The sequence below is a fragment of the uncultured Lutibacter sp. genome, from assembly GCF_947493565.1.
GTDB classification, from domain to species: Bacteria; Bacteroidota; Bacteroidia; order Flavobacteriales; family Flavobacteriaceae; genus Lutibacter; species Lutibacter aestuarii.
In genome coordinates this window covers 305,548-331,621 of sequence record NZ_CANLRG010000001.1, presented here as the reverse complement: position 1 = coordinate 331,621, position 26,074 = coordinate 305,548, and the positions used below count along the sequence as shown (strand labels likewise).

26 protein-coding genes are annotated in these 26,074 nt (G+C 29.2%); 9 read left to right on the top strand and 17 right to left on the bottom strand.

Annotated elements, in window-relative coordinates; genetic code table 11:
* Positions 1 to 81: 81 nt before the first annotated feature.
* The gene (locus Q0714_RS01455; protein ID WP_298262604.1) at positions 82 to 1,392 is read right to left on the bottom strand and encodes an asparagine synthetase B; all 1,311 of its coding nucleotides are present in this window, start codon (positions 1,390 to 1,392) and stop codon (positions 82 to 84) included.
* Positions 1,373 to 2,890, bottom strand: coding sequence for a replicative DNA helicase (gene dnaB, locus Q0714_RS01450; protein WP_298262515.1), 1,518 nt, complete (start codon positions 2,888 to 2,890; stop codon positions 1,373 to 1,375). The genes Q0714_RS01455 and dnaB overlap by 20 nt, the downstream gene beginning before the upstream one ends.
* Positions 2,891 to 3,166: 276 nt before the next feature.
* Between dnaB and Q0714_RS01445 the strand changes: the two genes are divergently transcribed.
* The 9 genes from Q0714_RS01445 to Q0714_RS01405 all read left to right on the top strand — a co-directional run bounded on the left by Q0714_RS01445 (position 3,167) and on the right by Q0714_RS01405 (position 13,626).
* Positions 3,167 to 4,246 (top strand): DUF3810 domain-containing protein, encoded by a 1,080-nt coding sequence (locus Q0714_RS01445; protein WP_367181309.1) that lies wholly within the window; start codon positions 3,167 to 3,169, stop codon positions 4,244 to 4,246.
* Between the two features lie 99 nt (positions 4,247 to 4,345).
* Entirely contained in the window at positions 4,346 to 5,155 is an 810-nt protein-coding gene (locus tag Q0714_RS01440) for an RNA methyltransferase (protein WP_298262514.1), read from the top strand.
* Between the two features lie 16 nt (positions 5,156 to 5,171).
* Positions 5,172 to 6,404, top strand: a complete 1,233-nt coding sequence (locus Q0714_RS01435; protein ID WP_298262513.1) for a M48 family metallopeptidase — start codon at positions 5,172 to 5,174, stop codon at positions 6,402 to 6,404.
* A gap of 44 nt (positions 6,405 to 6,448) precedes the next feature.
* Complete coding sequence (locus Q0714_RS01430; RefSeq protein WP_298262512.1) at positions 6,449 to 8,668, top strand: RelA/SpoT family protein; 2,220 nt, start codon at positions 6,449 to 6,451, stop codon at positions 8,666 to 8,668.
* Between the two features lie 103 nt (positions 8,669 to 8,771).
* Positions 8,772 to 9,215 carry a Fur family transcriptional regulator gene (locus Q0714_RS01425; RefSeq protein ID WP_298262511.1) on the top strand — a complete coding sequence of 148 codons (444 nt, stop codon included), beginning with the start codon at positions 8,772 to 8,774 and terminating at the stop codon, positions 9,213 to 9,215.
* 15 nt (positions 9,216 to 9,230) lie between these two features.
* Complete coding sequence (locus Q0714_RS01420; RefSeq protein WP_298262510.1) at positions 9,231 to 10,502, top strand: adenylosuccinate synthase; 1,272 nt, start codon at positions 9,231 to 9,233, stop codon at positions 10,500 to 10,502.
* A gap of 94 nt (positions 10,503 to 10,596) precedes the next feature.
* Positions 10,597 to 12,168: an OstA-like protein gene (locus Q0714_RS01415; RefSeq protein WP_298262509.1), complete on the top strand. Its 1,572-nt coding sequence runs from the start codon at positions 10,597 to 10,599 to the stop codon at positions 12,166 to 12,168.
* The gene (locus tag Q0714_RS01410) at positions 12,165 to 13,352 is read left to right on the top strand and encodes an aminotransferase class III-fold pyridoxal phosphate-dependent enzyme (protein WP_298262508.1); all 1,188 of its coding nucleotides are present in this window, start codon (positions 12,165 to 12,167) and stop codon (positions 13,350 to 13,352) included. The genes Q0714_RS01415 and Q0714_RS01410 overlap by 4 nt, the downstream gene beginning before the upstream one ends.
* A 151-nt stretch (positions 13,353 to 13,503) precedes the next feature.
* Positions 13,504 to 13,626 carry a hypothetical protein gene (locus tag Q0714_RS01405; RefSeq protein ID WP_298262507.1) on the top strand — a complete coding sequence of 41 codons (123 nt, stop codon included), beginning with the start codon at positions 13,504 to 13,506 and terminating at the stop codon, positions 13,624 to 13,626.
* 81 nt (positions 13,627 to 13,707) lie between these two features.
* Here Q0714_RS01405 and Q0714_RS01400 read toward each other — a convergent pair whose 3' ends face one another.
* The 15 genes from Q0714_RS01400 to Q0714_RS01330 all read right to left on the bottom strand — a co-directional run bounded on the left by Q0714_RS01400 (position 13,708) and on the right by Q0714_RS01330 (position 26,050).
* On the bottom strand, positions 13,708 to 14,247 hold the full coding sequence (locus Q0714_RS01400) for a hypothetical protein (protein ID WP_298262506.1): 540 nt from the start codon (positions 14,245 to 14,247) through the stop codon (positions 13,708 to 13,710).
* Positions 14,248 to 14,266: 19 nt separating this feature from the next.
* Positions 14,267 to 14,704: a hypothetical protein gene (locus tag Q0714_RS01395; protein WP_298262505.1), complete on the bottom strand. Its 438-nt coding sequence runs from the start codon at positions 14,702 to 14,704 to the stop codon at positions 14,267 to 14,269.
* A gap of 178 nt (positions 14,705 to 14,882) precedes the next feature.
* Positions 14,883 to 16,187, bottom strand: coding sequence for an outer membrane beta-barrel protein (locus Q0714_RS01390; protein WP_298262504.1), 1,305 nt, complete (start codon positions 16,185 to 16,187; stop codon positions 14,883 to 14,885).
* A gap of 3 nt (positions 16,188 to 16,190) precedes the next feature.
* Positions 16,191 to 16,745: an RNA polymerase sigma factor gene (locus Q0714_RS01385; protein WP_298262503.1), complete on the bottom strand. Its 555-nt coding sequence runs from the start codon at positions 16,743 to 16,745 to the stop codon at positions 16,191 to 16,193.
* 49 nt (positions 16,746 to 16,794) lie between these two features.
* Entirely contained in the window at positions 16,795 to 17,328 is a 534-nt protein-coding gene (locus Q0714_RS01380; RefSeq protein WP_298262502.1) for a hypothetical protein, read from the bottom strand.
* Between the two features lie 29 nt (positions 17,329 to 17,357).
* The gene (locus Q0714_RS01375) at positions 17,358 to 17,834 is read right to left on the bottom strand and encodes a hypothetical protein (protein ID WP_298262501.1); all 477 of its coding nucleotides are present in this window, start codon (positions 17,832 to 17,834) and stop codon (positions 17,358 to 17,360) included.
* 12 nt (positions 17,835 to 17,846) lie between these two features.
* Positions 17,847 to 18,290 carry a hypothetical protein gene (locus tag Q0714_RS01370; protein ID WP_298262500.1) on the bottom strand — a complete coding sequence of 148 codons (444 nt, stop codon included), beginning with the start codon at positions 18,288 to 18,290 and terminating at the stop codon, positions 17,847 to 17,849.
* Positions 18,291 to 18,427: 137 nt separating this feature from the next.
* Positions 18,428 to 18,988 (bottom strand): TlpA disulfide reductase family protein, encoded by a 561-nt coding sequence (locus Q0714_RS01365; protein WP_298262499.1) that lies wholly within the window; start codon positions 18,986 to 18,988, stop codon positions 18,428 to 18,430.
* Between the two features lie 122 nt (positions 18,989 to 19,110).
* The gene (sucD, locus tag Q0714_RS01360; RefSeq protein ID WP_298262498.1) at positions 19,111 to 19,983 is read right to left on the bottom strand and encodes a succinate--CoA ligase subunit alpha; all 873 of its coding nucleotides are present in this window, start codon (positions 19,981 to 19,983) and stop codon (positions 19,111 to 19,113) included.
* Between the two features lie 71 nt (positions 19,984 to 20,054).
* Positions 20,055 to 20,981: a UDP-3-O-(3-hydroxymyristoyl)glucosamine N-acyltransferase gene (locus Q0714_RS01355; protein ID WP_298262497.1), complete on the bottom strand. Its 927-nt coding sequence runs from the start codon at positions 20,979 to 20,981 to the stop codon at positions 20,055 to 20,057.
* A 7-nt stretch (positions 20,982 to 20,988) separates the two neighbouring features.
* The gene (gene efp / locus Q0714_RS01350) at positions 20,989 to 21,555 is read right to left on the bottom strand and encodes an elongation factor P (RefSeq protein ID WP_298262496.1); all 567 of its coding nucleotides are present in this window, start codon (positions 21,553 to 21,555) and stop codon (positions 20,989 to 20,991) included.
* A 17-nt stretch (positions 21,556 to 21,572) separates the two neighbouring features.
* Positions 21,573 to 22,355 carry an acyl-ACP--UDP-N-acetylglucosamine O-acyltransferase gene (lpxA, locus tag Q0714_RS01345; RefSeq protein ID WP_298262495.1) on the bottom strand — a complete coding sequence of 261 codons (783 nt, stop codon included), beginning with the start codon at positions 22,353 to 22,355 and terminating at the stop codon, positions 21,573 to 21,575.
* Positions 22,355 to 23,752, bottom strand: a complete 1,398-nt coding sequence (locus Q0714_RS01340; protein ID WP_298262494.1) for a bifunctional UDP-3-O-[3-hydroxymyristoyl] N-acetylglucosamine deacetylase/3-hydroxyacyl-ACP dehydratase — start codon at positions 23,750 to 23,752, stop codon at positions 22,355 to 22,357. Before Q0714_RS01340 ends, lpxA begins: the two co-directional genes overlap by 1 nt.
* A 2-nt stretch (positions 23,753 to 23,754) precedes the next feature.
* Positions 23,755 to 24,786 (bottom strand): UDP-3-O-(3-hydroxymyristoyl)glucosamine N-acyltransferase, encoded by a 1,032-nt coding sequence (gene lpxD / locus Q0714_RS01335; RefSeq protein WP_298262493.1) that lies wholly within the window; start codon positions 24,784 to 24,786, stop codon positions 23,755 to 23,757.
* Positions 24,787 to 24,820: 34 nt separating this feature from the next.
* Positions 24,821 to 26,050 (bottom strand): HD domain-containing protein, encoded by a 1,230-nt coding sequence (locus Q0714_RS01330; RefSeq protein WP_298262492.1) that lies wholly within the window; start codon positions 26,048 to 26,050, stop codon positions 24,821 to 24,823.
* Positions 26,051 to 26,074 lie beyond the last annotated feature (24 nt).

Genomic DNA, 26,074 nt, shown 5'->3' with positions numbered 1-26,074 from the left:
TTTTAAAGTTGCAAAAATACTATTTTTGATAGTTGAAACCATAAAAAAAGTTGGGAAAGTTATTGAACTGTTATTAACAGCTTAGGTTTTTTGCTTTTTTTTCTTTGCGGCTGGAAACAATACGTTGTTTAATATCAATCTATATCCTGGTGAATTAGGGTGTAAATCCAACTCGGTTTTAGCATCTCCTACTCTATGCTGATAATCTTCGGGATCGTGTCCTCCATAAAAGGTAAACATACCTTTTCCTTTTACTCCATGAATATAACGTGCTTCTTTATTGGTTTTATTTTCGCCCATTATTAATACACTTGATTTTATTGCTAGTCTATTAAATGAAGTAGTTTGCCCCATAAATCCTTTAATTAGCTGAGTATGATTTTGACAGAGCATAGTTGGTATTGGATCCCATTTTGCTGAATATTCTTGTAATGAAAAATAATCGGAAGTACGTTTAATGCTTTGGCGCTTACGAGTCATGTCAATAGATGAAAACTCATATTCCATAGGGTTTCTAACCAGCGTAAAGTCTTTAAAAGCAAACGTTTTATTATAATCAATTTTTTGCTGATAATTGATTTCTGAAGGATCTCCATCAAACATGACTTCACAAATATCAACTCCTTCAGCAGCTAAAGCAATATCAAAACTATCTGTAGCTGAACACATTGCAAACATAAATCCACCTCCTATTACAAAATCTCTTATTTTTTTGGCAACTTCTAGTTTCTCTTGTGAAACTTTTGAAAACCCTAATTTTTTAGCTAATTCTTCAGCATCATTTTTTTGTTCTATGTACCAAGGAGCCGTTCTATATGCACCGTAAAATTTTCCAAATTGACCAGTAAAATCTTCATGATGAAGATGCAGCCATTCGTATAACAATAATTTTTCTTCTAACACTTCGGTATCGTACACTACATCGAAAGGAATTTCAGCATAGGTTAATACCATAGTAACAGCATCATCCCAAGGCATTTTATCTTTTGGCGAATAAACTGCTATTTTTGGTGCTTTTTCTAAATCAATAGCTTCCATATTTTTTGATGGACTGCTAATTTCTTTTAAAATAGTTTCAGCTTGTGTATCTGAAATTATTTCAAAAGTTACCCCTCTTATTTTACATTCGTTTCGTGTAGCTTCATTATCTTCTAATAAAAAAGAACCGCCTTCATAGTTAAGTAACCATTTAGCTTTATTTCCTTGTTGCAAAGACCAAAAAGTAATTCCGTAGGCTTTTAAATGATTGGTTTGGGTTACATCATCCATCGGTAATAATATGAATGATGCAAACATATTTTGAGTGAATATTAACATTACACTCAACAGCAGTATTTTATAAACTGAAACCTGTTTTGTATTCTTTTTATTTTTAAAATGGTACATCGCCATCATCTAAACTATCAGGAGTTCCAAATGCATCTTGAGGACTTATCATACTAGAAGACGAAATGCTACTATTCATTTTAGATTGAAACTCATTTCCAAAATCTTCATCTAAATTACTAAATTGTGCTAAATGCCCCGTGAATTTCAATCTAATATTCTCTAAACCACCATTTCTATGTTTTGCTACAATAAACTCAGCCTGTCCTTCACAAGGTGTTCTTTCTTCATCATCCCACTCAGTTAATCCATAATATTCTGGTCTAAAAATGAATGAAACTATATCAGCATCTTGCTCAATTGCACCTGACTCTCTTAAATCTGATAACAACGGTCTTTTGCTTCCACCACGTGTTTCCACTGCTCTACTTAATTGAGAAAGTGCTATAACCGGAATGCTTAACTCTTTTGCCAATGCTTTTAAATTTCGAGAAATCGTAGAAATTTCTTGTTCTCTATTTCCTCCTGAAGAATTTCCTGCAGTCATTAATTGTAAATAATCAATGATGATAATTTTAATTCCATGCTGTGAAGCTAAACGACGAGCTTTAGCTCTTAAATCAAAAATTGATAATGAAGGTGTATCATCAATAAATATAGGAGCTTTTGATAAGTTTTTAACCTTTACATTTAATTGTTCCCATTCGTGAGGCTCTAAGTTTCCTTTTCTAAGTTTTCCAGAAGAAATACCTGTTTCACTCGAAATCATACGTGTAATTAATTGTACTGATGACATCTCTAAAGAAAAAATAGCTACAGGTGTATCAAAATCTATGGCCATATTTTTAGCCATAGACATGACAAATGCTGTTTTACCCATACCAGGACGCGCTGCTAAAATTACCAAATCTGAAGGTTGCCAACCTGAAGTAAGCTCATCCAAACGAGTAAAACCTGTAGCAACACCACTCATCCCTTTTTTATTTGATATTTCTTGAATTTTATCAATCGCTTGTTTTACAAGTCCTTGCGCATCTTCCGATCCCTTTTTAAGATTTCCCTGTGTAACTTCAAATAATTTTGTTTCTGCATCATCTAATAAATCAAAAACATCTATGGTTTCATCATAAGCTTCTTCTATAATTTCAGAAGAAATAGAAATCAATTTACGTTGTATGTATTTTTGAAGAATGATTCGTGCATGAAATTCAATATGAGCAGAGGAAGATACTTTTTGTGTTAAACTCACCAAATAATAATCGCCCCCTATTTGATCTAAATTTCCAGTTTTTCTAAGTTGATTGGCTACAGTTAATAAATCTGTAGGTTCAGAATTTTGAAACAACGTATAAATTGCATCGTAAATTAACTGGTGAGCTTCCTTATAAAAAACTTCTCCATGCAAAATATCAATAACATCATCAACCCCTTTTTTATCTATCATTAAAGCTCCCAAAACGGCTTCTTCTAAGTCAATGGCTTGTGGTGGTAATTTTCCTTTTTCAAGACTTATAATGGTGCTTTTTTTAAAACTTTTAGATGGTATGGGTTGTAAATTTTTCACGCGTTTATTTATTTGTATTTAACTAACTATCAATTGTTTATTAACTATAACAAAGATAAATAAGAATTATTACTCTTTATTTCTTAATTTATAAATTATTTTTAAAGAAAACAATCATTTACTGCAAATTAATCGAAAGCAAATGTAATTTTTTCATCTTCAAATTTTAGCTAAATAAGCATTTTTATTTTTGCACATTTGTTGTTAACAACTAACTATTTTGTTAATAACTATTTAAATTCATTCAACTGACTTTTAATTTTTTATTTTTGTGATATGGAGCGTCAAAAAATATATAAAATTTTAACTTTATTATTGCTTATGCAATGGGCATTTGTGCAAATTCTCTCACAGTATCCATCTTTTATTGAAAAATATTACTCAAATGGTTTATACCTTTATATTTCAAAATTTATGAGGTTGATTTTAGGTTGGCTTCCATTTTCTTTTGGAGATTTAATATACATAGCTTTAATTGTTGTTATTTTATATTCAATATTCAAACTTTTTAAAAAGAAAAAAATAGCTTTAAAAACTGCTTTTTTTAAAATTGGAGCTCTTGCATCCATCCTTTTTTTTGTTTTCCATTTAAACTGGGGATTAAATTATTTAAGACCTTCGTTAAGTAGTCATTTAAAAATTGATAATAAGCCATATACTGATGAGGAATTGATAACTTTCACTAAAAAATTGATTCATAAAACAAATCAAATTCATTATTCAATTACCAACAACGATACCATTTTAATTCAAAAAAATATTTCAAAAAAAGAAATACGAGAATATTCTTTCGAAGCTTATAAACAATTAGCAACGATATATCCTCAATTTAAGCACCAAACATCATCTTTAAAAAATTCTTTATTTAGCGTTCCTTTAACATATATGGGATTTGCTGGTTATTTAAATCCTGTAACTAATGAGGCACAGGTAAATTATTTAATTCCTAAAAACTCTTACCCTGCCACCGTATGTCATGAGTTGGCTCATCAAATAGGTATTGCTCCAGAAAGTGAAGCCAATTTTGTAAGTTATTTAGCTACTAAACATTCTAAAAACCCTTTTTTTAACTATGCTGGTAGCACTATGGCTTTACGTTACTGTTTAGCTGATATCTATCGAAAACAGCCTGCACAATTTGAATTGCTTAAAAAAGAACTAAATAAAGGAATTTTAAAAGATTTAAAAGAAAGTCAAGAGTTTTGGCAGTCTTACCAAAACTGGTCTGAAAAATACTTTAAATTATTTTACGATTCTTTTTTAAAAGCAAACAAACAAAAAGACGGAATTAAAGGGTATAGTAAAATGGTTACTTTATTAATTAATTACTATAATATTGAAGAACATCAATTATAATTCTTCAAATGGTGCATCTTTTTTATTTTAAATCTTAATTCAAATCAATTTCATGAAAAATAGCTAGAATTAGTATCTTTGCAATTAACTTTAATCTTTATGAATAAACAGATTACGAGCACACAAAATACTTATATTAAAGAATTAATTCAACTTAAAGAAAAATCAAAGCAACGCAAAAAAACTCAAACTTTTTTAATTGAAGGGTTAAGAGAAATTTCTTTGGCTATTGATGGGCAATATAAAATTGAAAAACTTCTTGTTGACATATCAATCATATCAGATAAAACTCTTGAAAAAATAATACATTCATTCACTTATAAAATTGACTGTATTGAAATTTCAAATGAAGTATATCAAAAATTAGCTTTAAGAGGTTCTACTGAAGGTATTATTGCAGTTGCTAAAAGCAAAGATTTGTCGTTAAACTCTATACAATTTAAAAATAAAAATCCGTTAATTTTAGTAGCCGAAGCTCCTGAAAAACCTGGTAATATTGGAGCATTACTTCGTACCGCAGATGCTGCAGGAATTGATGCTGTTTTAATTGCTAATCCAAAAACAGACATGTACAATCCCAATATTATTAGATCTAGTGTTGGTTGTGTATTTACCACAACAATTGCAACTGGAACAAGTTCAGAAATAATCAACTTTTTAAAACAACATCAAATTAATATTTATGGTGCAGCTTTAACTGCTTCGGTTGAATACCAAACTATAAATTACACCAATGCAAGCGCCATAGTTGTTGGTACTGAAGCTACTGGGTTAACTGAGAATTGGCTACAAAATACCACTGCAAATATTATTATTCCAATGAGAGGTAAAATAGACTCTATGAATGTGTCCGTTAGCGCTGCGATTCTTTTATTTGAAGCGGTTAGACAAAGACAATTAAGTAATTAATTACAACATTTTTTCAATGACTCCAACTATCGTATTCTATATTTTAATCAGTATTATTTGTATTAAATTTATTTTTGATACCGTACTCAATTATTTAAATTCTAAGCATTTTAATGATAAAATACCCGATGAACTCAAAGGTATTTATAATGAAGAAGAGTACCTAAAATCACAACAATACAAAAAAGAAAAATATAAATTTTCATTCATTTCAAGTACTTTTTCTATAATTGCCACACTCTTATTTTTTATATTTGATGGATTTGCTTTTGTTGATACTTTGGCAAAAAGCATCACTAGTAATTCCATTTTAGTAACGCTCGTATTCTTTGGAATAATTGCATTGGCAAGCGATATTTTTTCAATCCCTTTTTCATATTACAAAACCTTTGTAATTGAAGAAAAATTTGGATTCAACAAATCTACTAAAACTACGTTTGTTTTAGATAAACTAAAAGGCTGGATGATGTTATTAATTATTGGGGGAGGAATTTTAGCTTTAATCACTTGGTTTTATCAAATTACTACAAATACTTTTTGGTTATATGCTTGGCTTTTAATAAGTGTTTTTACAGTGTTTATGAATATGTTTTACTCTAAATTAATTGTTCCGTTATTTAATAAACAAAAACCATTAGTTGAGGGAGAACTAAAAACCAAAATTGAGAATTTTGCCAAAAAAATTGGGTTTAAACTTCAAAATATATTTGTAATTGATGGCTCTAAACGTTCAACTAAGGCAAATGCATACTTTTCTGGTTTTGGTTCACAAAAAAGAATTACCTTATATGACACATTAATAAATGATTTAGAAACTAATGAAATTGTAGCGGTGTTAGCTCATGAAGTAGGACATTATAAACAAAAACATATTATTTACAATCTTATCGCATCTATACTTTTAACAGGCTTTATGTTATATATTTTATCATTAATGGTAAGTAATCAAGTTTTATCTCAAGCTTTGGGAGTTGAACAAGCTAGTTTTCATATTGGTTTAATTGCATTTAGCGTTTTGTATAGCCCTATTTCTGAATTTACCAATTTTATTATGAATATTTTATCTAGAAAATTTGAATATGAAGCCGATGATTATGCCAAAAAACATTACAATGCCAATGCTTTAATTTCATCTTTAAAAAAACTTTCAAAAAACAGTTTAAGTAACTTAACGCCTCATCCACTATATGTTAAATTTCATTATTCACATCCAACATTATTGCAAAGAATTTTAAATTTAAAAAAATAATAATTTACAATTGCATAGTTAAATTTTAAATGTAATTTTAATCAATGACATACAATTTATCAACAGAAGAAGAAAATAAAGAAATAGCTAGACGCTATAAAGATTTACTAAAAGGCGCCTACCAAACATTTACAGATGCAGACAAAAAAGAAATTAGAAAAGCATTTGACTTATCGGTAGAAGCGCATAGTAGTCAGCGTAGAAAAACTGGCGAACCTTATATTTACCATCCCATTGCAGTAGCTAAAATTGTAGCGTATGAAATTGGTTTGGATACCACCTCTATTGTTGCAGCCCTTCTTCATGATGTGGTAGAAGATACAGAATATACTATTGAAGATATTGAGCGTTTGTTTGGCGAAAATGTGGCTCGAATTGTAAATGGATTAACTAAAATTTCTCACTTAAAAAAAGATCAAGATGCCTCTGTACAAGCCGAGAATTTTAGAAAAATGCTACTTACCCTTAACGATGATGTTCGAGTTATTTTAATAAAAATAGCAGACCGTTTGCATAATATGCAAACAATGGATGCTATGCCACATGAAAAACAAGTTAAAATTTCCTCTGAAACACTATATATCTATGCTCCCTTAGCTCATAGACTTGGTTTATACAATATAAAAACTGAACTAGAAAATTTAGGTTTAAAATATACCGAGCCTGAAGTTTATAGCGATATTGCCAAAAAAATCACCCAAAGTAAGGAAGAACAGAATAAATATATTGAGTCCTTTTCAAATATTATAAGTGATACTCTTGATAAAGAAGGTTTTAAATATTACATAAAAGGAAGAAGAAAATCCATCTATTCTATTAGAAAAAAGATGCTTTCACAAGGCGTTACTTATGATGAAATTTATGATAAATTTGCCATTAGAATTATTTATAAATCTACTTTAAAAAATGAAAAGTTTGATGCTTGGAAAATATATTCGATAGTAACAGATCACTTCATTCCTAACCCAAGTAGGTTAAGAGATTGGATTAGCCAACCAAAATCTACGGGCTACGAATCTCTTCATATAACCGTAATGGGACCAAAAGGGAAATGGGTAGAAGTTCAAATTCGTTCAGAAAGAATGAATGAAATTGCAGAAAAGGGTTATGCCGCACATTATAGATATAAAAATAAAAATGAACGTGAAAGTGGCTTAGATGATTGGTTGAATAAAATTAAAGAAACTCTTGAAAATTCAGATAGTAATGCTGTTGATTTTGTTGAAGACTTTAAATTAAATTTATACTCGAAAGAAATTTATGTGTTTACTCCTAATGGAGATTTAAAGGCACTTCCAAAACATGCCTCCGCATTAGATTTTGCATTTGCTATTCACACACAAGTAGGTATGACCTGTCGTGGAGCAAAAGTAAACGGAAAATTAAAACCCATAAGCCACGAGTTATTTAGTGGAGATCAAGTAGAAATTATTACCTCAAAAAGTCAAAAACCAAATATTGGTTGGTTAGACTTTGTTGTTACTGCAAGAGCTAGAACACGTATTAAAAGTGCTTTAAAAGAAGGACAAAAGAAAATAGCTGAAGAAGGAAAAGAAATTTTAGCCAGAAAACTGAGACATCTTAAAATAAACCTTAATGAAAAAGTTGTAAATGATTTAGTAACCCATTTTAAACTTAAAACCAGTTTAGATTTATTTTATAGAATGGGTAACGGGTCTATTGATAACAACCAACTTAAAGAATTTATTTCTAAACGAAATAATGCTTTTGTAAACTTCTTTAAAAATAGGATAAAAAGAAGTTCTAGCAATCCAGACTTTATAGAAAAAGATGAAATTGTAGATAAATATGATTCGCTAGTTTTTGGCAAAGAAGAAGAACGATTAGACTATAAAATGTCACAATGTTGCAATCCAATACCAGGAGATAAAGTATTTGGCTTCATCACAATTAATGATGGTATAAAAGTTCATAAACAAGACTGCCCAAACGCTATAAGCCTACAAGCAAATTATGCCTACAGAATTATGAGCGCAAAATGGATAGACTCTTCTAAACAAGAATTTAAGGCGATTTTGAAAATTTATGGTGCAGACCATGTAGGAATGGTAAATGAAATTACACAAGTAATTTCTAGAAATATGAGTGTGAATATCCATAGCTTAAACATTTCTGGCAACGATGGCATTTTTGAAGGAAAAATAACGGTGAGTGTAGTCAATCAATCTCAACTTCAAAAATTAAGTGATAGTATTAAAAAAATTGAAGGAATAGAAACTGTTGAAAGAATATACAAACACTAGTTTATTCACAATAAAAGTTAATAAATAAGAAAAAAATCAGGTTAAATATTTAAAAAATAGAAGTAACTTTGTCGTTTAGGTTTAAACTCAAATTTAGTGATTTATGAGTAGCGAAAATCAAAAAATTGTAAAAACTGTTTTTGTTAATTTTTTAGAAGCAAATAGCCATAGAAAAACACCAGAACGTTTTGCAATTCTTCAAGAAATTTATGATTTAGATGATCATTTTGACATTGAATCTCTTTACATTCAAATGAAAAATAAAAACTATAGAGTTAGTAGAGCAACACTTTACAATACTATAGAATTATTATTAGAGTGTGGGTTGGTAAGAAAACATCAATTTGGTCAAAACCAAGCACATTATGAAAAATCTTATTTTGATAAACAACATGACCATGTAATTTTAACAGATACTGGTGAAGTTATTGAATTTTGTGATCCTAGAGTTCAAATTATCAAAAAAACTATTGAAGACACCTTTAATATCGATATTCACAATCACTCGCTCTATTTTTACGGAACAAAAAAACAAAACAACAACTAACATATATTAAACAACATGGCTGTTAACTTATTACTAGGACTACAATGGGGAGATGAAGGAAAAGGAAAAATTGTAGATGTCCTTACAAAAAATTATGATATTATTGCTCGTTTTCAAGGAGGTCCTAACGCTGGACATACCTTAATTTTTGATGGACATAAACACGTATTGCACACTATTCCTTCAGGGATATTTCACAAAAATGCAGTAAATGTTGTTGGAAATGGCGTAGTAATTGACCCCATCATTTTCAAAAAAGAATTAGAGAATTTGGCGCAATTTAATTTAGATATCAAATCTAAATTACTTATTTCAAGAAAAGCACACTTAATTTTACCAACACATCGTCTTTTAGATGCTGCTAGTGAAACTTCAAAAGGAAAAGCTAAAATTGGTTCTACACTTAAAGGTATTGGTCCAACTTATATGGATAAAACTGGAAGAAATGGAATGAGAGTTGGAGATTTAGAATTAGAAGACTGGAAAGAAAAGTACCAAGCACTTACTGAAAAACACATTAAAATGATCGATTTTTTTGATGTTGACATTGAGTATAATTTAGAAGAACTTGAAACGGAATTTTGTGAAGCCATTGAAGTGTTAAAACAACTTACCTTTATAGATAGTGAAGAATATTTAAACAATGCCATAAAAAATAAAAAAACCATTTTAGCTGAAGGTGCACAAGGTTCTTTATTAGATATTGATTTTGGAACCTATCCTTTTGTAACTTCTTCAAATACAACTGCTGCTGGTGCTTGTACCGGTTTAGGAGTAGCGCCAAATAAAATTGGGGAAGTTTTTGGAATATTTAAAGCCTATACAACTCGTGTAGGATCTGGTCCATTTCCAACTGAATTATTTGATAAAGATGGAGAAATAATGGCTAAAGTTGGTCACGAATTTGGAGCTACTACTGGCAGGCCAAGACGTTGTGGCTGGTTAGATTTAGTAGCCTTAAAATATGCTGTGCAAATCAATGGTGTTACACAATTAATGATGATGAAAGGAGATGTTCTTTCTGGGTTTGATACTTTGAAAGTATGTACCTCATACAACTATAAAGGAACCGAAGTAAATCATTTACCATACAACATTGAAGAACACAACGTAACACCTATTTATACTGAACTTAAAGGTTGGAAAGAAGATTTAACTTCTATGACAAGCGTAGAAACTTTACCAAAAGAATTAAACGATTATATTAAATTTATTGAAGATTTTGTTGAAGTCCCTGTAAAAATTGTATCTGTAGGTCCAGATCGAAAACAAACTATTTTAAAATAAATTTAAAAGCTTCTTTATTGAAGCTTTTTTTTTAACGAATAGTTATCAATTAAAAAAAAACTTTTTCATTAGTTTTGCTATTAAATCTAAAAATTTGAAAAATATCTTATTCATACTTATTGCTTTTATTAGCATTCAAAGTTTTTCTCAATCTAAAAGAGTTAAAATTTTAAAAGCAGATAATACCTTTGTTAAGCCTGAATATCCTGGTGCTACCATAGTTTTAGGAAATGTTTTTGTGGAGCATGAAGGCGCAACGCTTAGGTGTGATAAAGCCTATATTTACCAAGATATAAAATTGATAAAAGCCATTGGTAACGTAATTATGAACCAAGGTGATACGGTTTTTCAATATAGTAAGTATGCCGATTATGATGGTTTAAAAAAAATGGCTACTTCTTGGGGTGATGTTCTTTTAAAAGATGAATTAATGGAGTTACGTACCGATACTCTTCATTTCGATAGAATTAATCAACATTTATACTATAAAAGCGGAGGAACTATTAAAGACACCACAAATGTTTTAAAAAGTAAAATTGGTAATTATTATTTAAGAACCAATAAATTTCAAGCATTTGACAGAGTTGATGTGTTAAATAAAGATGGTAGCACTTTAGTTTCCAAGCATTTGGATTATTATACAAGTACTGGAATTGCAGATTTATACGGTCCTTCAACAATTACTACAGATGGCAATAAAATTTATACCGAAAAAGGGCATCATAATTCTAAAACAAACATTTCTCACTTCTTAAAAAATTCCAAAATATTTTATGGAGATAGAACTATTGAAGGCGATAGTTTGTATTACAACAAAAATATTGAATATGCTTCAGCAACTGGAAATATAAAGGTTATTGATACCACAAATAATTCGTTCATCAAAGGAAATTTTGCTGAATATTTTAAATTAAAAGACTCTGTTTATATTACCGATAAAGCAGAAGCCATCACAATTATGGAAAATGATTCAATTCATATTCATGGTGATATTTTAATGGTTACAGGCAAAGTTGAAGATAGAATTGTTAAAGCTTATAACCATGTAAAAATTTTTAAATCTAATTTACAAGGTAAATGCGATTCTTTAATCACTTTTGAAAAAACTGGATTAACAAAATTACTTACTAATCCAGTTTTATGGGCGCAAGGAAACCAAATTACTGGAGACACTATACATTTAATTTCAAATACAAAAACTGAACAACTTGATTCTTTAAAAGTATTAAATAATGCCTTTATGATACAAAAAGATTCAGCTGGATACAGTCAGTTAAAAGGGAAAAATATGTATGGTAAATTTTTAAACAATCAACTAAAAACATTAGATGTAGTTGGAAATAGTGAAGTGGTATTTTTTATCCGTGATGAATTTAACGTATTAGTAGGTATTAATAAAATGATGAGTAGTAAAAATATTTTTATTACTCTTGGAGACAATCAAATTGAACAGGTTGATTTTATTCAAAAACCTGAAGGAAAAACCTACCCTCCTTCCGAATTTGAAAAATTAAATGAAAATGAAAAACTTTTAAAAGGCTTTATTTGGAGAGAAGATGAGCGACCAAAGAAAAAAGAAGATATCTTTATCAAAGACGTAACTGCTGAAGTACCAAAAAAAGATAAATTGGAAAAACCTTTACCTAAAGAAAGAATTAAAGATTGAAAAAGGACTTTTTAAAATATCAAGCACAAACTGGTAGTCATCCACTTGCCTTAGAAATTTCTCATGCAAATGGTAATTATGTTTATGATTCTGTAGGGAAAAAGTATTTAGATTTTATTGCTGGAGTATCTGCAAACACCTTAGGTCATAATCATCCTAAAATTTCTGAAGCAATTAAACAACAGGTTGATAAATATACTCATGTAATGGTTTATGGAGAGTTTATACAACAACCTCAAGTTGAGCTTTGTAAATTATTAGTGGAACATCTACCTAAAAGTTTAGAAACTGTTTACCTAACCAATTCGGGTACTGAAGCTACAGAAGGTGCTTTAAAATTAGCCAAGAGAATTACTGGTAGAAGTGAAATTATAGCTGCAAAAAACGCTTATCATGGAAATACGCAAGGAGCTATGAGCGTTTGTGGAAAGGAGGAACAAAATAGTGCTTTTAGACCTTTAATTCCTGGAATCAAATTTATTGAATTTAACAATGAATTTGATTTAATTCAAATTACTAAAAATACTGCAGCAGTAATTTTAGAAACTATACAGGGCGGAGCTGGTTTTATTGAACCTCAAAATAATTTCCTAAAAAAAGTTAAAGAACAGTGTTTGAAAGTTGGAGCACTATTAATTTTAGATGAAATTCAATCTGGAATTGGAAGAACAGGAACATTTTTTGGATTTGAAAATTACAATGTTATTCCTGACATTATTGTTGCAGGTAAAGGTTTAGGAGGTGGAATGCCTATTGGAGCATTTATTTCTTCAAATAAAATAATGAGTAGTTTAAAAGAGAACCCCAAATTAGGACACATAACCACTTTTGGAGGGCATCCTGTTATTGCAGCTGCAGCACAAGCTACATTATTAGAACTTTTTAATTCTACTTTAATTCAACAAACACTTGAAAAAGAAGCCTTATTTAGAAAATTACTAGTTCATCCATTAATTACAGAAATACGAGGAAAAGGCTTAATGCTTGCTGCTATGGTTGAAACAAGTGAAATTGCTTCAAAAGTTATTTTAGAATCCTTAGACAAAGGTTTGTTATTATTTTGGTTGCTTTTTGAAGGTAGAGCCATTAGAATTACGCCTCCTTTAACAATATCAGAAAATGAAATTTATGAAGGCTGTAATATAATTATTGATATTTTAAACAATATACTCTCTGATTTATAGATTTTTACTTAACTATAAATTAACAAATCTCCTACTTTTAAATTCTACAAAGTTAAATATTTGTTAATATAGTACTATGTATTGCATAATAGCGTAACAATTTGATTTTTAGGACGTCATTTAGTAAACGACAACTTTAAAACTCAATATTATGAAAACTTTAAATTTAAACACACTGCAAGAACACAAAAAGAAAGTTCACTTTATCAACTTCACAAACACTAAAAGATTACAATGGGATAAATTTAGAAGATATGGATTGTATGCTTCATAACCATAAAACTATAAAATTATGATTTTAGGTAACTAAGCCTGTAGCAAAGTAAAATCTACAGGCTATTTTTTTACCCAAAAATTATTTATTTGTCCATTTAAATGATTTAATAGTAACACCAATATAACAATCATCCATACAATTATTAGGAACAAAACCACACATTTTCATTAAACCATCTTCATCGGTTTCAAAATATATCCGATTGTCTTTTTCACTTACCACTAAATATTCTGCGGCACAAGTTGTATATAAATCATCTATTGTTTGTGGAATTGCACCTTTTGAATGTTCTCCTAAATTATCAATTGTTTCAAAATAACTATTTAGCACTTCATTTTCTCCATTTTGAAGATTAAATCTATACTCTTCATAAGCTCTTGAGACTACCTCACCATCTTTTATTTCTAACTCTGTGCTACTTCCAAATCCTGTCCAAGAGACAAATGATAATTTATAGACATAGGAGTTATTATTAACTTCTTTTAATGCATTCCATGTTTTTAAACTTTTGTTATAACTATACCCCTCTTCTCCTACTTTATCAAAAATGTCATTATTTTCACTACAAGAAATTAGTAAAAAAAGAAGTACTAAAACTATGGATATTTTGTTACTCATTATTTTTAAAAATTTAAATTTATTTTGTTCCACATAATGCTTGTCTTTGGTATTCAAGTGCTGGACCATCACAAGCATTCCAAGTTCCAATTAATTTATAGTCTTGAACTAACAAGTATTCTTCTAGTGTTGAAGTGCAATTTGCAATTAATTCATTTTCTTCAAAATAAGTGAATACTATAAATTCTTGTTCATTTATAGTTTTATAAGAATAACTACCTTTTACCTCAGTATTTACATCATTTCTATATCTAGATTTTAAAAATGTTCCATCAAAATTTAGCATATAAAATTCTTGCCATTCCATAGCTGTTCCTGTAGTTTCAGAACCTTCAACATTCCCTGTCATTTTAACTAATTGCCAAATTTGAGAGCTGGTTTCTTCTATAGCTTCTTCATTGTTTGAACAGCTAATAATTAATAGGTAACAGCAACATAAAACTAAATATTTTCTCATAATATCTCTTTCAAAAAAATTAAGGATCTGAAAGCATTGATAAGTAAAATCTCAGCTTATTCTAAATGAATAAGCATTGAGATTCTACAACCAAAACTATAAATTGTAATCATAAAAATTTATGAACCTATATTAACTAATACGTTGTAAATAATTGAAACGCTACAACAAAAGCGAATTATTTTTTTTGAATATTAAAATTGTAACGTAGATGCATCCCAAAACTAGAAAAATCTAATTTTTCTACTGTAGTCGGTTTTAATGAATATTTAAAATAAGGCTCAATTATAAGTGATTGCTGTTGTTTATTAATAGGTACTTCAAGTCCAAAAGAAAAGTTTAAAATATTAGCAAAATTAAACTTATTAGCATCATTAGGAGTGATTACTTTCTCATCTTTTTGCACCAATTCATACTTTACAACATTATTTCCATAGCTATCTTGCATAATAGTTGCTGATCTATCATTTACAATAAAATTTTCTTCTATGGATTGTTTTATATAAGATGTTGAAGAAAAACCTGTACTAACAAAAATATTCTTTTTATTTATTTTAAAGTTATACTTTACATTTAGTGGGATTTCTACTCCTTTAATAACTGCTTGTTTATTAATTAATTGACTACTACTCCTATAACTAACAACATCCGAAGCGTATTTTGGAGACGTATTTAAACTTAAAGTTTGATCGGAATAATAGACACCCATATTGATATCAAACTTTTTAGTAACTGGTATTTCCACCAATACACCAGCTAAAAAACCTACATCCGTACTCTCATTCGACTGATTATAATTAATTAAAGGAGATAAATTAACCCCTAATTTTATAGATTTTTTATCTATTTTATCTTCAGTAGCTACTTTTGTTTCATTTTCGAGAAGTACGAGTAAATCTTTTTTCTGAGTAATAGAATCTTCTTTTTTATTTAAGTTTAAATTGTTATCTGCTAGTTTTTCATTTAAAGATATTGAATCATTTGTTTTAAAAATTTCAATATTTTGAGCAATAACATTATTTTGTTTATCTAATTTCTCTTTAATTAATTGTTGTTGTGTAGTTTCTTTTAAACTACTAGAACTCTTAACTTTTTTGTTTAAAACAATAGCAGCTTTACTTTTAGTAGATTTATTTATATCAATTTTTGAATCTAGTGAATTTAAACTATCTATTGGACTTGCAGTTATAAAAATCTTATTATGTTTTGTAATACTATCAATTCTTAATGAATCATTGATTTTATCTAAAATAATTTCAGGTTTATATTTTTCTTCATAGTTCGTTTTAAAGAAATAATTTCCAATACTTCCAGCCAATAATGCTATAATTAAAAAAGCAGCAACTTGCCAATAAAAAAGAATTCTTTTCTTCTTCTTTTTAGCCATGAGCTTATCCCAATGTTTTGGGTTGTAAGGATATTCATGATTTTTGGTAACATCCTTAATTTTATTTGCTAATATTTTATCAAAATTATCTTCCATATTTTAAAAGTTTTTACCAATTAAAACTCTTAATTTTTTTTTGGCTCTAGTTAAAAAAACTCTTGAAGAACTTTCACTTATTAGAAGCTTTTCAGAAATTTCATTGTGTTTAAACCCTTGAATTTCATATAAATTAAAAACAACACGCTGAATTTCAGGCAATTGATCTAATAAACTTAAAATATCTTCAGCAGTTAAATTATCAATAACATTTATATCTGCAAAAATCTCATTAGATTCTTCAATATCTAGATGATTTAAATGCTTTATATTTTTTCTATAATGGTCTATTGCTGTATTAATTAGTATACGCCTTAACCAGTTTTTAAAAGGGATGGTGCGGTTATATCTTTTTTTTTCTATAGAGGTAAAAACCTTTAAAAAACTATCATTCAAAATACTAACAGCTTCATCATTGGAATATGTATATAACCTACAAACAGTTAATGCATAGCCATAATACTTTTTGTACAACATTTCTTGATGTACAACACTACCTCTTTCACATTTAGAGATTAGTTGTTCTATAGCTATGTTTTTATCTAGTTCCTTTTCCAAATTGAACGATATTAATTCAATGTATGTTATTTTTTAAAAGTACTTAAAATTAATTGATACTTTCCACAACAACATCGGCTAAATCTGTTGAATTATAGGTGCTAAAAATACGATACTCACAACTATCTTTATAAATTACATCCCCTACTAATTTTTTTAAATCTACAACAAGTGTTTCTGTTATTAAAGCCTCACAGGAATCTTCACTTTCTTTATGTATTAATAATAAATTCATATGGCTAGGCTCATCTGTATACACTAAACCATCCCATATAATTTCAAAATTATGTGGCATACAACCTCCCGAATATGATAAATTTATTTCTATAAAATCACCTTTACGTATGGCATTATTTATTATATAAGAATCTCCACTACTTATATTATTTACACGATTATCATTAATTTCTTTAAAAGCTTCTTCATTTATACGTAACACAACATTTCCATAAGAAACCAATAAACTTGAATTTTCACTATCTAATGAAGTTGAATACATTGCTGTATCTGTTTCATTTACACATGACATAGTGAGTATAATTATAATATAAAGTGACAACCGTGTAAATAATATTTTGTTCATTTAATTAAAATTTAGAGTATAATCGCCAATCATTTAGTTAAAATAAAATATGGATTTGTTCCATTAATTGATTCCCAAATTAAATCTCCATTCAACCAAATTTTTTTTTGAATAATAGCGTTCGAAGACCTGTAATAAGCCGCTTCAATTGTATCTGTTTCACTTTCGTTCCATTGTATATAAGTTAGTGGCTTATCCTCATTTTCTGAATGATTTTGAAAAATACCAATTCTAAATTCATTCTGGTGTTCATATATTCTGAAATTTCTTGGAAAATCATAGTTTGGATTATAAACCTCTTTTTTAATTCCATCAATAAGGTAATACAATTTAATATTAGATTCTTTAATACAATCTGGATGGCTTGGATTTAAAATATCTTCTCCATTAGAATTTACAATAGAAAACTCTAGTCCAACATCTAAAGTAGAGTTAAGTTCTTCTACAGACTCTTCATTACAACTAATAATGGTTAAACTAATAATTAAAACAATATACTTTTTCATTTTTTATTTTGCCTATATTTTAACTTGAATTATTCCTGTTGTAGTTGACTCAGAGAACTCATAAGTAGGTATTAAAAACTCAATTACCTCAAAATAGGTACAACAATCTCCTTGTTTTTTATCCATATCTAGAAAAAAACCTACTGAAACATCATCACTTAATTCAACTGTATAGGTTTTTGGTTCTAACTCCCATCCAATTGTATTAAGGGACAGTATTTTACGATCATTGTAAGGCACTAATTGAAATTCAATTTCTTCGTCGTTTTCGTCATACACTTTTAAATCATCTTCTTCAAAAGTACCATTTGTAAAAAGATTCTCTTCAGTATCTTTATCAGCAAAATCAAAATTAAATTGTCTAGGAGGAGAAAAACAGTCTCCACAGTCATTATTATCTAAATCACAAGAAATTAACGTTAATGATGCAACTACTAATACTAAAATTTTTTTCATTCTTTTGTTTTTTAAATTAAACTTATTTTAAATTAATTGAAATCAACTTTTAATTGAAATCTATAATATCAATACGTTTATTTATATAAGAACGCTACATCTGTTGTAAATTATTTTAGAAAAATTTTATTTTAGGCTTATTCTAAAATTAGCTCATCTAATAATTTTCTTATTTTAGTGCTATTCCAATCTGCAGCTCCAACTTTTGAAATACGAATATTCCTTTGTTTATCAATCAAATAAGTAGCGGGAATACTATTAGTTTCTAAAAAGGCATTTGGAGGTGTAGATAACGAATTATAAACGGGTAATTGGTAATTATTTTTTTTAAAAAATAAATCTACTGTTTCCCAATCTTCATTTGTAAGAAATACAAATTCAATTTTGTCTTTATAATCGTTATATAGCTTTTGAATCATTGGCATTTCAGCTCTACAAGGAGGACACCAAGTAGCCCAAAAATTAACAAAAACTACTTTATTTTCAAATTCCTGAAAATTGATGGAGGTGGTATTTAAACCTTTAAGTTCCCAATTATAAGTACTTAATTTTTTACTATCTTGCTTAGTTTCAACTGATGGGGAAAAAGCAATTTGTCTCATAAACCATTCTCTTGAAGGAGGATAAAGTAAAACCAGTATGGCTATCACAAAAACTATATTTGATATCGACTTTTTATTTAATTTAAAATTCATCATAAATATTTTATCGTTTTTAGTAGGTAAATTTAAATAACCTTACAAGTTTAAACTAAAAAAACCTTTGAATTCAAAGGTTTTTTTATTACAATTTAGAACCTATAAATTGGTTCAATTCAATTTTATCCTAACACTTCAGCAACTTTATCTCCAATTTTAGCTGGAGATTCTACTACATGAATTCCATTTTCTTTTAAAATAGCCATTTTTGCTTGAGCAGTATCATCTTTTCCCCCTACAATAGCTCCTGCGTGTCCCATGGTTCTTCCTTTAGGAGCAGTTTGCCCAGCAATAAACCCAATAACCGGTTTTTTATTTCCTGTTTCTTTTACCCAACGTGCTGCTTCGGCTTCTAGCTGTCCGCCAATTTCACCAATCATAACTATACAATGAGTTTCATCGTCATTCATTAATAACTCTACAGCTTCTTTTGTTGTAGTTCCTATAATTGGATCTCCTCCAATACCAATAGCTGTTGTAATTCCATAACCTTTTTTTACCACTTGATCAGCTGCCTCATAAGTTAAGGTTCCAGATTTAGAAACAATACCTACATTTCCTTTTTTGAAAATGAAACCAGGCATAATACCCACTTTAGCTTCTTCTGGAGTAATAACACCTGGACAATTTGGACCTACAAGTCTGCAGTCTTTATTGTCAATATAGGCTTTCACTTTAACCATGTCTGCAACAGGAATACCTTCAGTAATACAAATAATTACTTTTATTCCAGCAGCAGCAGCTTCCATAATTGCATCAGCTGCAAATGCAGGTGGTACAAAAATAATTGAAGTATCTGCTTGTACTTTATCAACTGCATCTTGAACCGTATTAAAAACAGGTTTATCCAGGTGAGTTTGTCCTCCTTTACCTGGTGTAACACCTCCCACAACATTGGTTCCATATTCAATCATTTGAGATGCGTGAAAAGTACCTTCACCACCTGTAAATCCTTGTACTATAATATTTGAATTTTTATTAACTAAAACGCTCATTAGTGTGATTTTATATTAAAATTATAAACTAATTACAAATGTAATTTTTTATATCTTCTATCTGAAAAAAATTAGATTTTTTTTTGATTTTTTATTAGCTGCTTTATTTCAGCCATTTCCTTTAACTTTTTTCTAGACTCTTCAACAGGTGTTCCAAAATAAGTATGACCGCCTTTAACTGATTTTGTTACACCAGTTTGACCTAATATTACTGCCTTTTCACCAATAGTAATTCCACTATTAGTACCTACTTGTCCCCAAATTGTAACATTATCTTCCACAACTACACAACCAGCAATTCCAGTTTGTGAAGCAATCAAACAGTTTTCTCCAATAATAGTATCATGACCTATTTGAACCTGATTATCAATTTTAGTTCCTTTTTTTATAGTGGTGTTTCCTGATACTCCTCTGTCAATTGTACATAAAGCTCCAATATCAACATTATTTTCAATGATTACAGATCCACTTGATAATAATTTATCATAACCATTAGGTCTTTTCTTATAATAAAATGCATCAGCTCCTAAAATACTTCCAGAATGAATGGTCACATTATTCCCAATTACCACATCATCATAAATAGTTACATTGGGATGGATGACACAATTTTCACCTATTATAACATTGTTTCCTAAAAAGACATTTGGTTGAATAATAGTATTGGCTCCAATCTTGGCTGTAATAGCTATCGAAGAATCTGTTGATTTGAATGGATTAAAATATTTTGTCAATTTATTAAAATCTGAAAAAGGATCATTTGAAATTAACAAGGCTTTACCTTTTGGGCAATCTACTTTTTTATTTATTAAAACCACTGAAGCTTTTGATTGTAGCGCTTTATCGTAATATTTAGGATGATCTACAAAAACGATATCTCCTTCTTCTACTACATGAATCTCATTAAATCCTAAAACAGGAAAATGTGATGAGCCTACAAAGTCAACATCAATTAATTCTGCGATTTCTTGTAAACTGTATTTACGCGGAAATTTCATAAATACATTACTCTTTTACACGCTCTAAATAAGCGCCTTTAGCGGTATCAATTTTAATTTTATCACCTTCATTAATAAATAAAGGTACATTGATATTTGCTCCCGTTTCTACCGTAGCTGGTTTTGTTGCATTGGTAGCTGTATTACCTTTAACACCTGGTTCAGTATGTGTTATTTCTAGTATTACACTCGAAGGCATATCTACAGAAAGGGGCATATTATCTTCCGTATTTATTATAATCGTTACTATTTCACCTTCTTTTAAAAGTTCTGGAGCATCTAAAGCTGACTTTTGAAGTGTTATTTGATTATAATCTTGAGTATTCATAAAATGATACGAATCACCTTCAGGATACAAGTATTGAAATTTTTGAGTTTCTACTCTAATATCATCTATTTTTCTACCAGCTGGAAAGGTATTATCTAATACTTTACCAGTAGATAAACTTTTTAATTTAGTTCTTACAAATGCAGGTCCTTTACCTGGTTTTACGTGTAAAAATTCAACAATTTTATAAATATCATTATTATATTTAATACACAATCCGTTTCTAATATCTGATGTTGTTGCCATGTTTTTTATTTATATTTTTAACTACCTGTATATCCTTTCATAATTCCTCTTTGAGAGTTTTTAATGAATAGAATAATTTGGTCTCTTTCTTTTGTTGCTTCCATTTCAGCTTCTATAATTTCCAAAGCTTGTGTGGTATTGTAATTCTTTTGATATAAAATTCTAAAAATATCTTGAATTTCTCTAATTTTTTCTGTTGAAAAACCTCTTCTTCTTAATCCTATTGAATTTATTCCAATATAAGATAAAGGTTCTTTACCAGCTTTACTATAAGGTGGAACATCTTTTCTAACCAATGAACCTCCAGAAACCATTGCATGTTCCCCAATATGGATAAATTGATGAACTGCAACCAAACCACTTAAAATAGCAAAATCTCCTATAGAAACGTGACCCGCAATTACAGATCCGTTAGCTAAAATGCAGTTATTTCCAATCACACAGTCATGGGCTATATGAGAAGTAGCCATAATAAGGCAATTTTTTCCAATTTGAGTTTTACCCAAGGCTTTGGTTCCTCTATTCACAGTAACACACTCTCTAATTGTAGTGTTATCACCAATTACAGCTAAAGAATCTTCACCATCAAATTTTAAATCTTGTGGTATTGCTGAAATAACTGCTCCAGGAAAAATTCTACAATTTTTACCTATACGAGCACCTTCCATAATAGTTACATTAGATCCTATCCAAGTTCCTGATCCAATAATAACATTATTGTGTATAGTTGTAAATGGTTCAACAACAACATTGGTTGCTATTTTGGCTCCAGGATGAATGTAGGCAAGTGGTTGATTCATTATTCTTTTGGTTTTTTTGCGATTTGTGCCATTAACTCTGCTTCTACTACTAACTTACCATTTGCATATCCATAGGATTGCATATGGCAAATTCCTCTTCTAATTGGCGACATTAATTCAGCTTTAAAAATTAACGTATCTCCAGGCAATACTTTTTGTTTAAATTTAACATTGTCCATTTTCATAAAATAGGTTAAATAATTATCTGGATCTGGTACGGTGCTTAATACTAATACCCCTCCACATTGTGCCATTGCTTCTATTTGCAATACGCCAGGCATTACTGGAGAATCTGGAAAATGACCAACAAAAAAAGATTCATTCATTGTTACATTTTTCATTCCAACTACATGTTTATCAGATAGTTCAATAATTCTATCTATCAATAAAAATGGGGGTCTGTGAGGGAGAATATTCATAATTTGATGAATATCCATCAATGGTGGTTGGTTCAAGTCAAACGTTGGTACATTGTTGCGTTTTTCTTGTTTAATTATTTTTTGAAGTTTTTTTGCAAAAACGGTGTTTACTAAATGCCCAGGTTTATTGGCAATTACTTTTCCTTTAATTCTTGTTCCTACTAATGCCAAATCTCCAATTACATCTAATAATTTATGACGAGCAGCTTCATTAGCCCAACGCAATGTTAGGTTGTCTAATATTCCATTAGGCTTTACAGTTAAAGATTCTTTATTAAACGCTTTCTTCAATTTTCCCATTGTATTTTCAGAAATTTCTTTATCAACATAAACAATGGCATTATTTAAATCTCCTCCTTTAATTAAATCATTATCAAGTAACATTTCAAGTTCATGTAAAAAACTAAAGGTACGTGCATCGGCTATTTCATTTTTAAAATCTGTAAGCGACTCTAATGTTGCGTTTTGTGTTCCTAAAACTTTGGTTCCAAAATCAACCATTGTAGTAATTTTGTACTCATCACAAGGCATTAAAATAATTTCACTTCCGGTTTCTTCATCTCTATATGAAATTATATCTTTAACTACATATTCTTCTCTTTCAGCATCTTGCTCCTCAATTCCAGCTTTTTCGAGTGCCTCAATAAAATGTTTAGATGAACCATCCATAATTGGAGGTTCTGGCGCATTTATTTCAATGATAATATTATCAATATCTAAAGCAACAACCGCTGCAAGTACATGTTCTGAGGTGTTTACTGTTACGCCTCTTTTTTCAAGATTGGTTCCTCTTTGAGTATTAATTACATATTCGGCACTAGCTTCAATTACTGGTTCTCCTTCTAAATCAATTCGTACAAAAGCATAACCATGATTTACTGGAGCAGGCTTAAAAGTCATTGTGACCTTATTTCCTGTATGCAAACCTACACCTGAAAGTGTAACTTCTTGTTTAATTGTTTTTTGATGTCGATTCATTTTCATTTTTTTAATGCTTTTATTTCTTTTTGTAAAGTGTTAATAGTTGCAACAAGTTCTGGTAATTTTTTAAAATAAACATACGATTTATTAAAATCTGAATAACCAAATGCAGGTGTTCCTTGAATTACCTCATTATCTTTTACATTTTTAGCAATACCTGTTTGTGCTTGAACTTTAACATTGTTTCCGATTGTTAAATGTCCTACAATACCTACCTGACCTCCAATCATACAATTTTCTCCAATTTTAGTAGAACCAGCTATTCCAGTTTGAGCAGCTATTACTGTATTTTTTCCTATTTCAACATTGTGAGCAATTTGTATTTGATTGTCTAATTTTACTCCTTTTCTAATAATAGTAGAACCTAATGTGGCTCTATCTATGGTAGTTGCAGCTCCAATATCAACATTATCTTCAATAACAACATTTCCTATTTGTGGAACTTTGCTGTAAATACCTTCTTCACTAGGTGCAAAACCAAAACCATCCGATCCAATAACTGCACCTGCATGTATTACACAATCACTACCAATGGTAGTTTCAGAATATATGTTTACTCCTGAAAAAATAATTGTATTATCACCAATAAACACATTTTCTCCAATAGTTACATTGGGATATATTTTTACATTATTTCCTATGTTTACATTGTCACCTATAATAGAAAATGAACCTAAATATAAATTTTCTCCTATGGTTGCTGTTTTACTTATAAAGGTATATTCTTCTATACCAGATTTATTGAGTTTTACTTGGTTGTAAAATTCTAACAAAGTTGAAAATGCTTTATACGCATCTTCTACTTTAATTAAAGTAGTTTCAATTTGTTTTTCAGGTACAAAATCTTTATTCACAATAGCAATGGTTGCTTTTGTTTCATAAATATAGTGAATGTATTTTGGGTTGGACAAGAATGTTAATGAACCTTCTTCTCCTTCTTCTATTTTAGAAAGTTTATAAACTTCAACATTTTTGTTTCCTTCTATCTCCCCTTCTAAAATACCTGCTATTTGAGTTGCTGTAAATTTCATCAATTGCAAAAGTAAAAAAAAACTTCAACTCTACCTACTTCTTAGGATAGCAGATATAATACTTATCTACTGGTTTTGATAAGGTTTGAATATTTAAATGGTCTGAAGCCTCGGTAACGTCTTTTAAATCTCCGTTTTTAAATAAAATTTTTATGGTATTTTTAGTTGCATCGTAGGCTTGATTAGATATTTTACCATAATATACAAAATAATCAAGTTCATTATTAGATAACTCAAGACTTCTCTTTATATCTTGTTGAATTTGTTTTAATTGTTTTTTATCAAAAGAGTTATTTTGGATCATCACTTTTGGTAAGTTCCTATTAATCAAACTTTCAGATAAATTGGCTAAAATTTTATCATCGCAAGAAATCCATTCTTTAATAGAGGATAAAACATCATAATCATCTAATTTGGCAAAAGTTTTAAGTGTTTCTTTTGTAAAATTTGTTTCATCTATTGCATTCTTTAAAAAATATGAAAAAGCTTTTGTTGCTGGTAATTTTTTACCTGTAAAAGATAGTTCATTGGCTCTTTTTAATACTTTTTCAAGTAGTTTTTCAGCTGCTAAACCAGTTTTATGTAAATAAACCTGCCAATACATAAGCCTTCTCGCCACAATAAATTTTTCAACTGAATAAATGCCTTTTTCTTCCACAACTAAATGATCATTTTTTACATTAAGCATGGTTAATAGACGTTCTGAGTTGATATTTCCTTCGGCAACACCTGTGTAAAAACTATCTCTTTTTAAATAATCTAGCCTATCCATATCTAACTGACTAGAGATTAATTGGTATAAAAATTTTCGAGGATACTCTCCTTTAAAAATGGTAATTGCCAATGAAAGTTGTCCGCTAAATTCTTCATTTAAAGCTTCCATAAACTTTAAAGAAATAGTTTCATGGTGAATTCCATTTGCAATACTACTTTCCAAAGCATGTGAAAACGGTCCGTGTCCAATATCGTGTAATAAAATAGCAATATACAATGCATTGGCTTCATCATCAGAAATTTCCACTCCTTTAAATTTTAAAATTCTCACAGCCTTTTGCATTAAATGCATACAACCAATGGCATGATGAAATCTTGTATGATGTGCACCTGGGTAAACTAAATGCGACAAACCCATTTGTGAAATTCTTCTTAATCTCTGAAAATAAGGGTGTTCTATTAAATCGTAAATTAACGCATTTGGAATGGTAATAAATCCGTAAATTGGATCGTTTAATATTTTGAGTTTATTCGTTTTTTTTTCGGTCAAAATTCTTATTTTATTAATATAAAG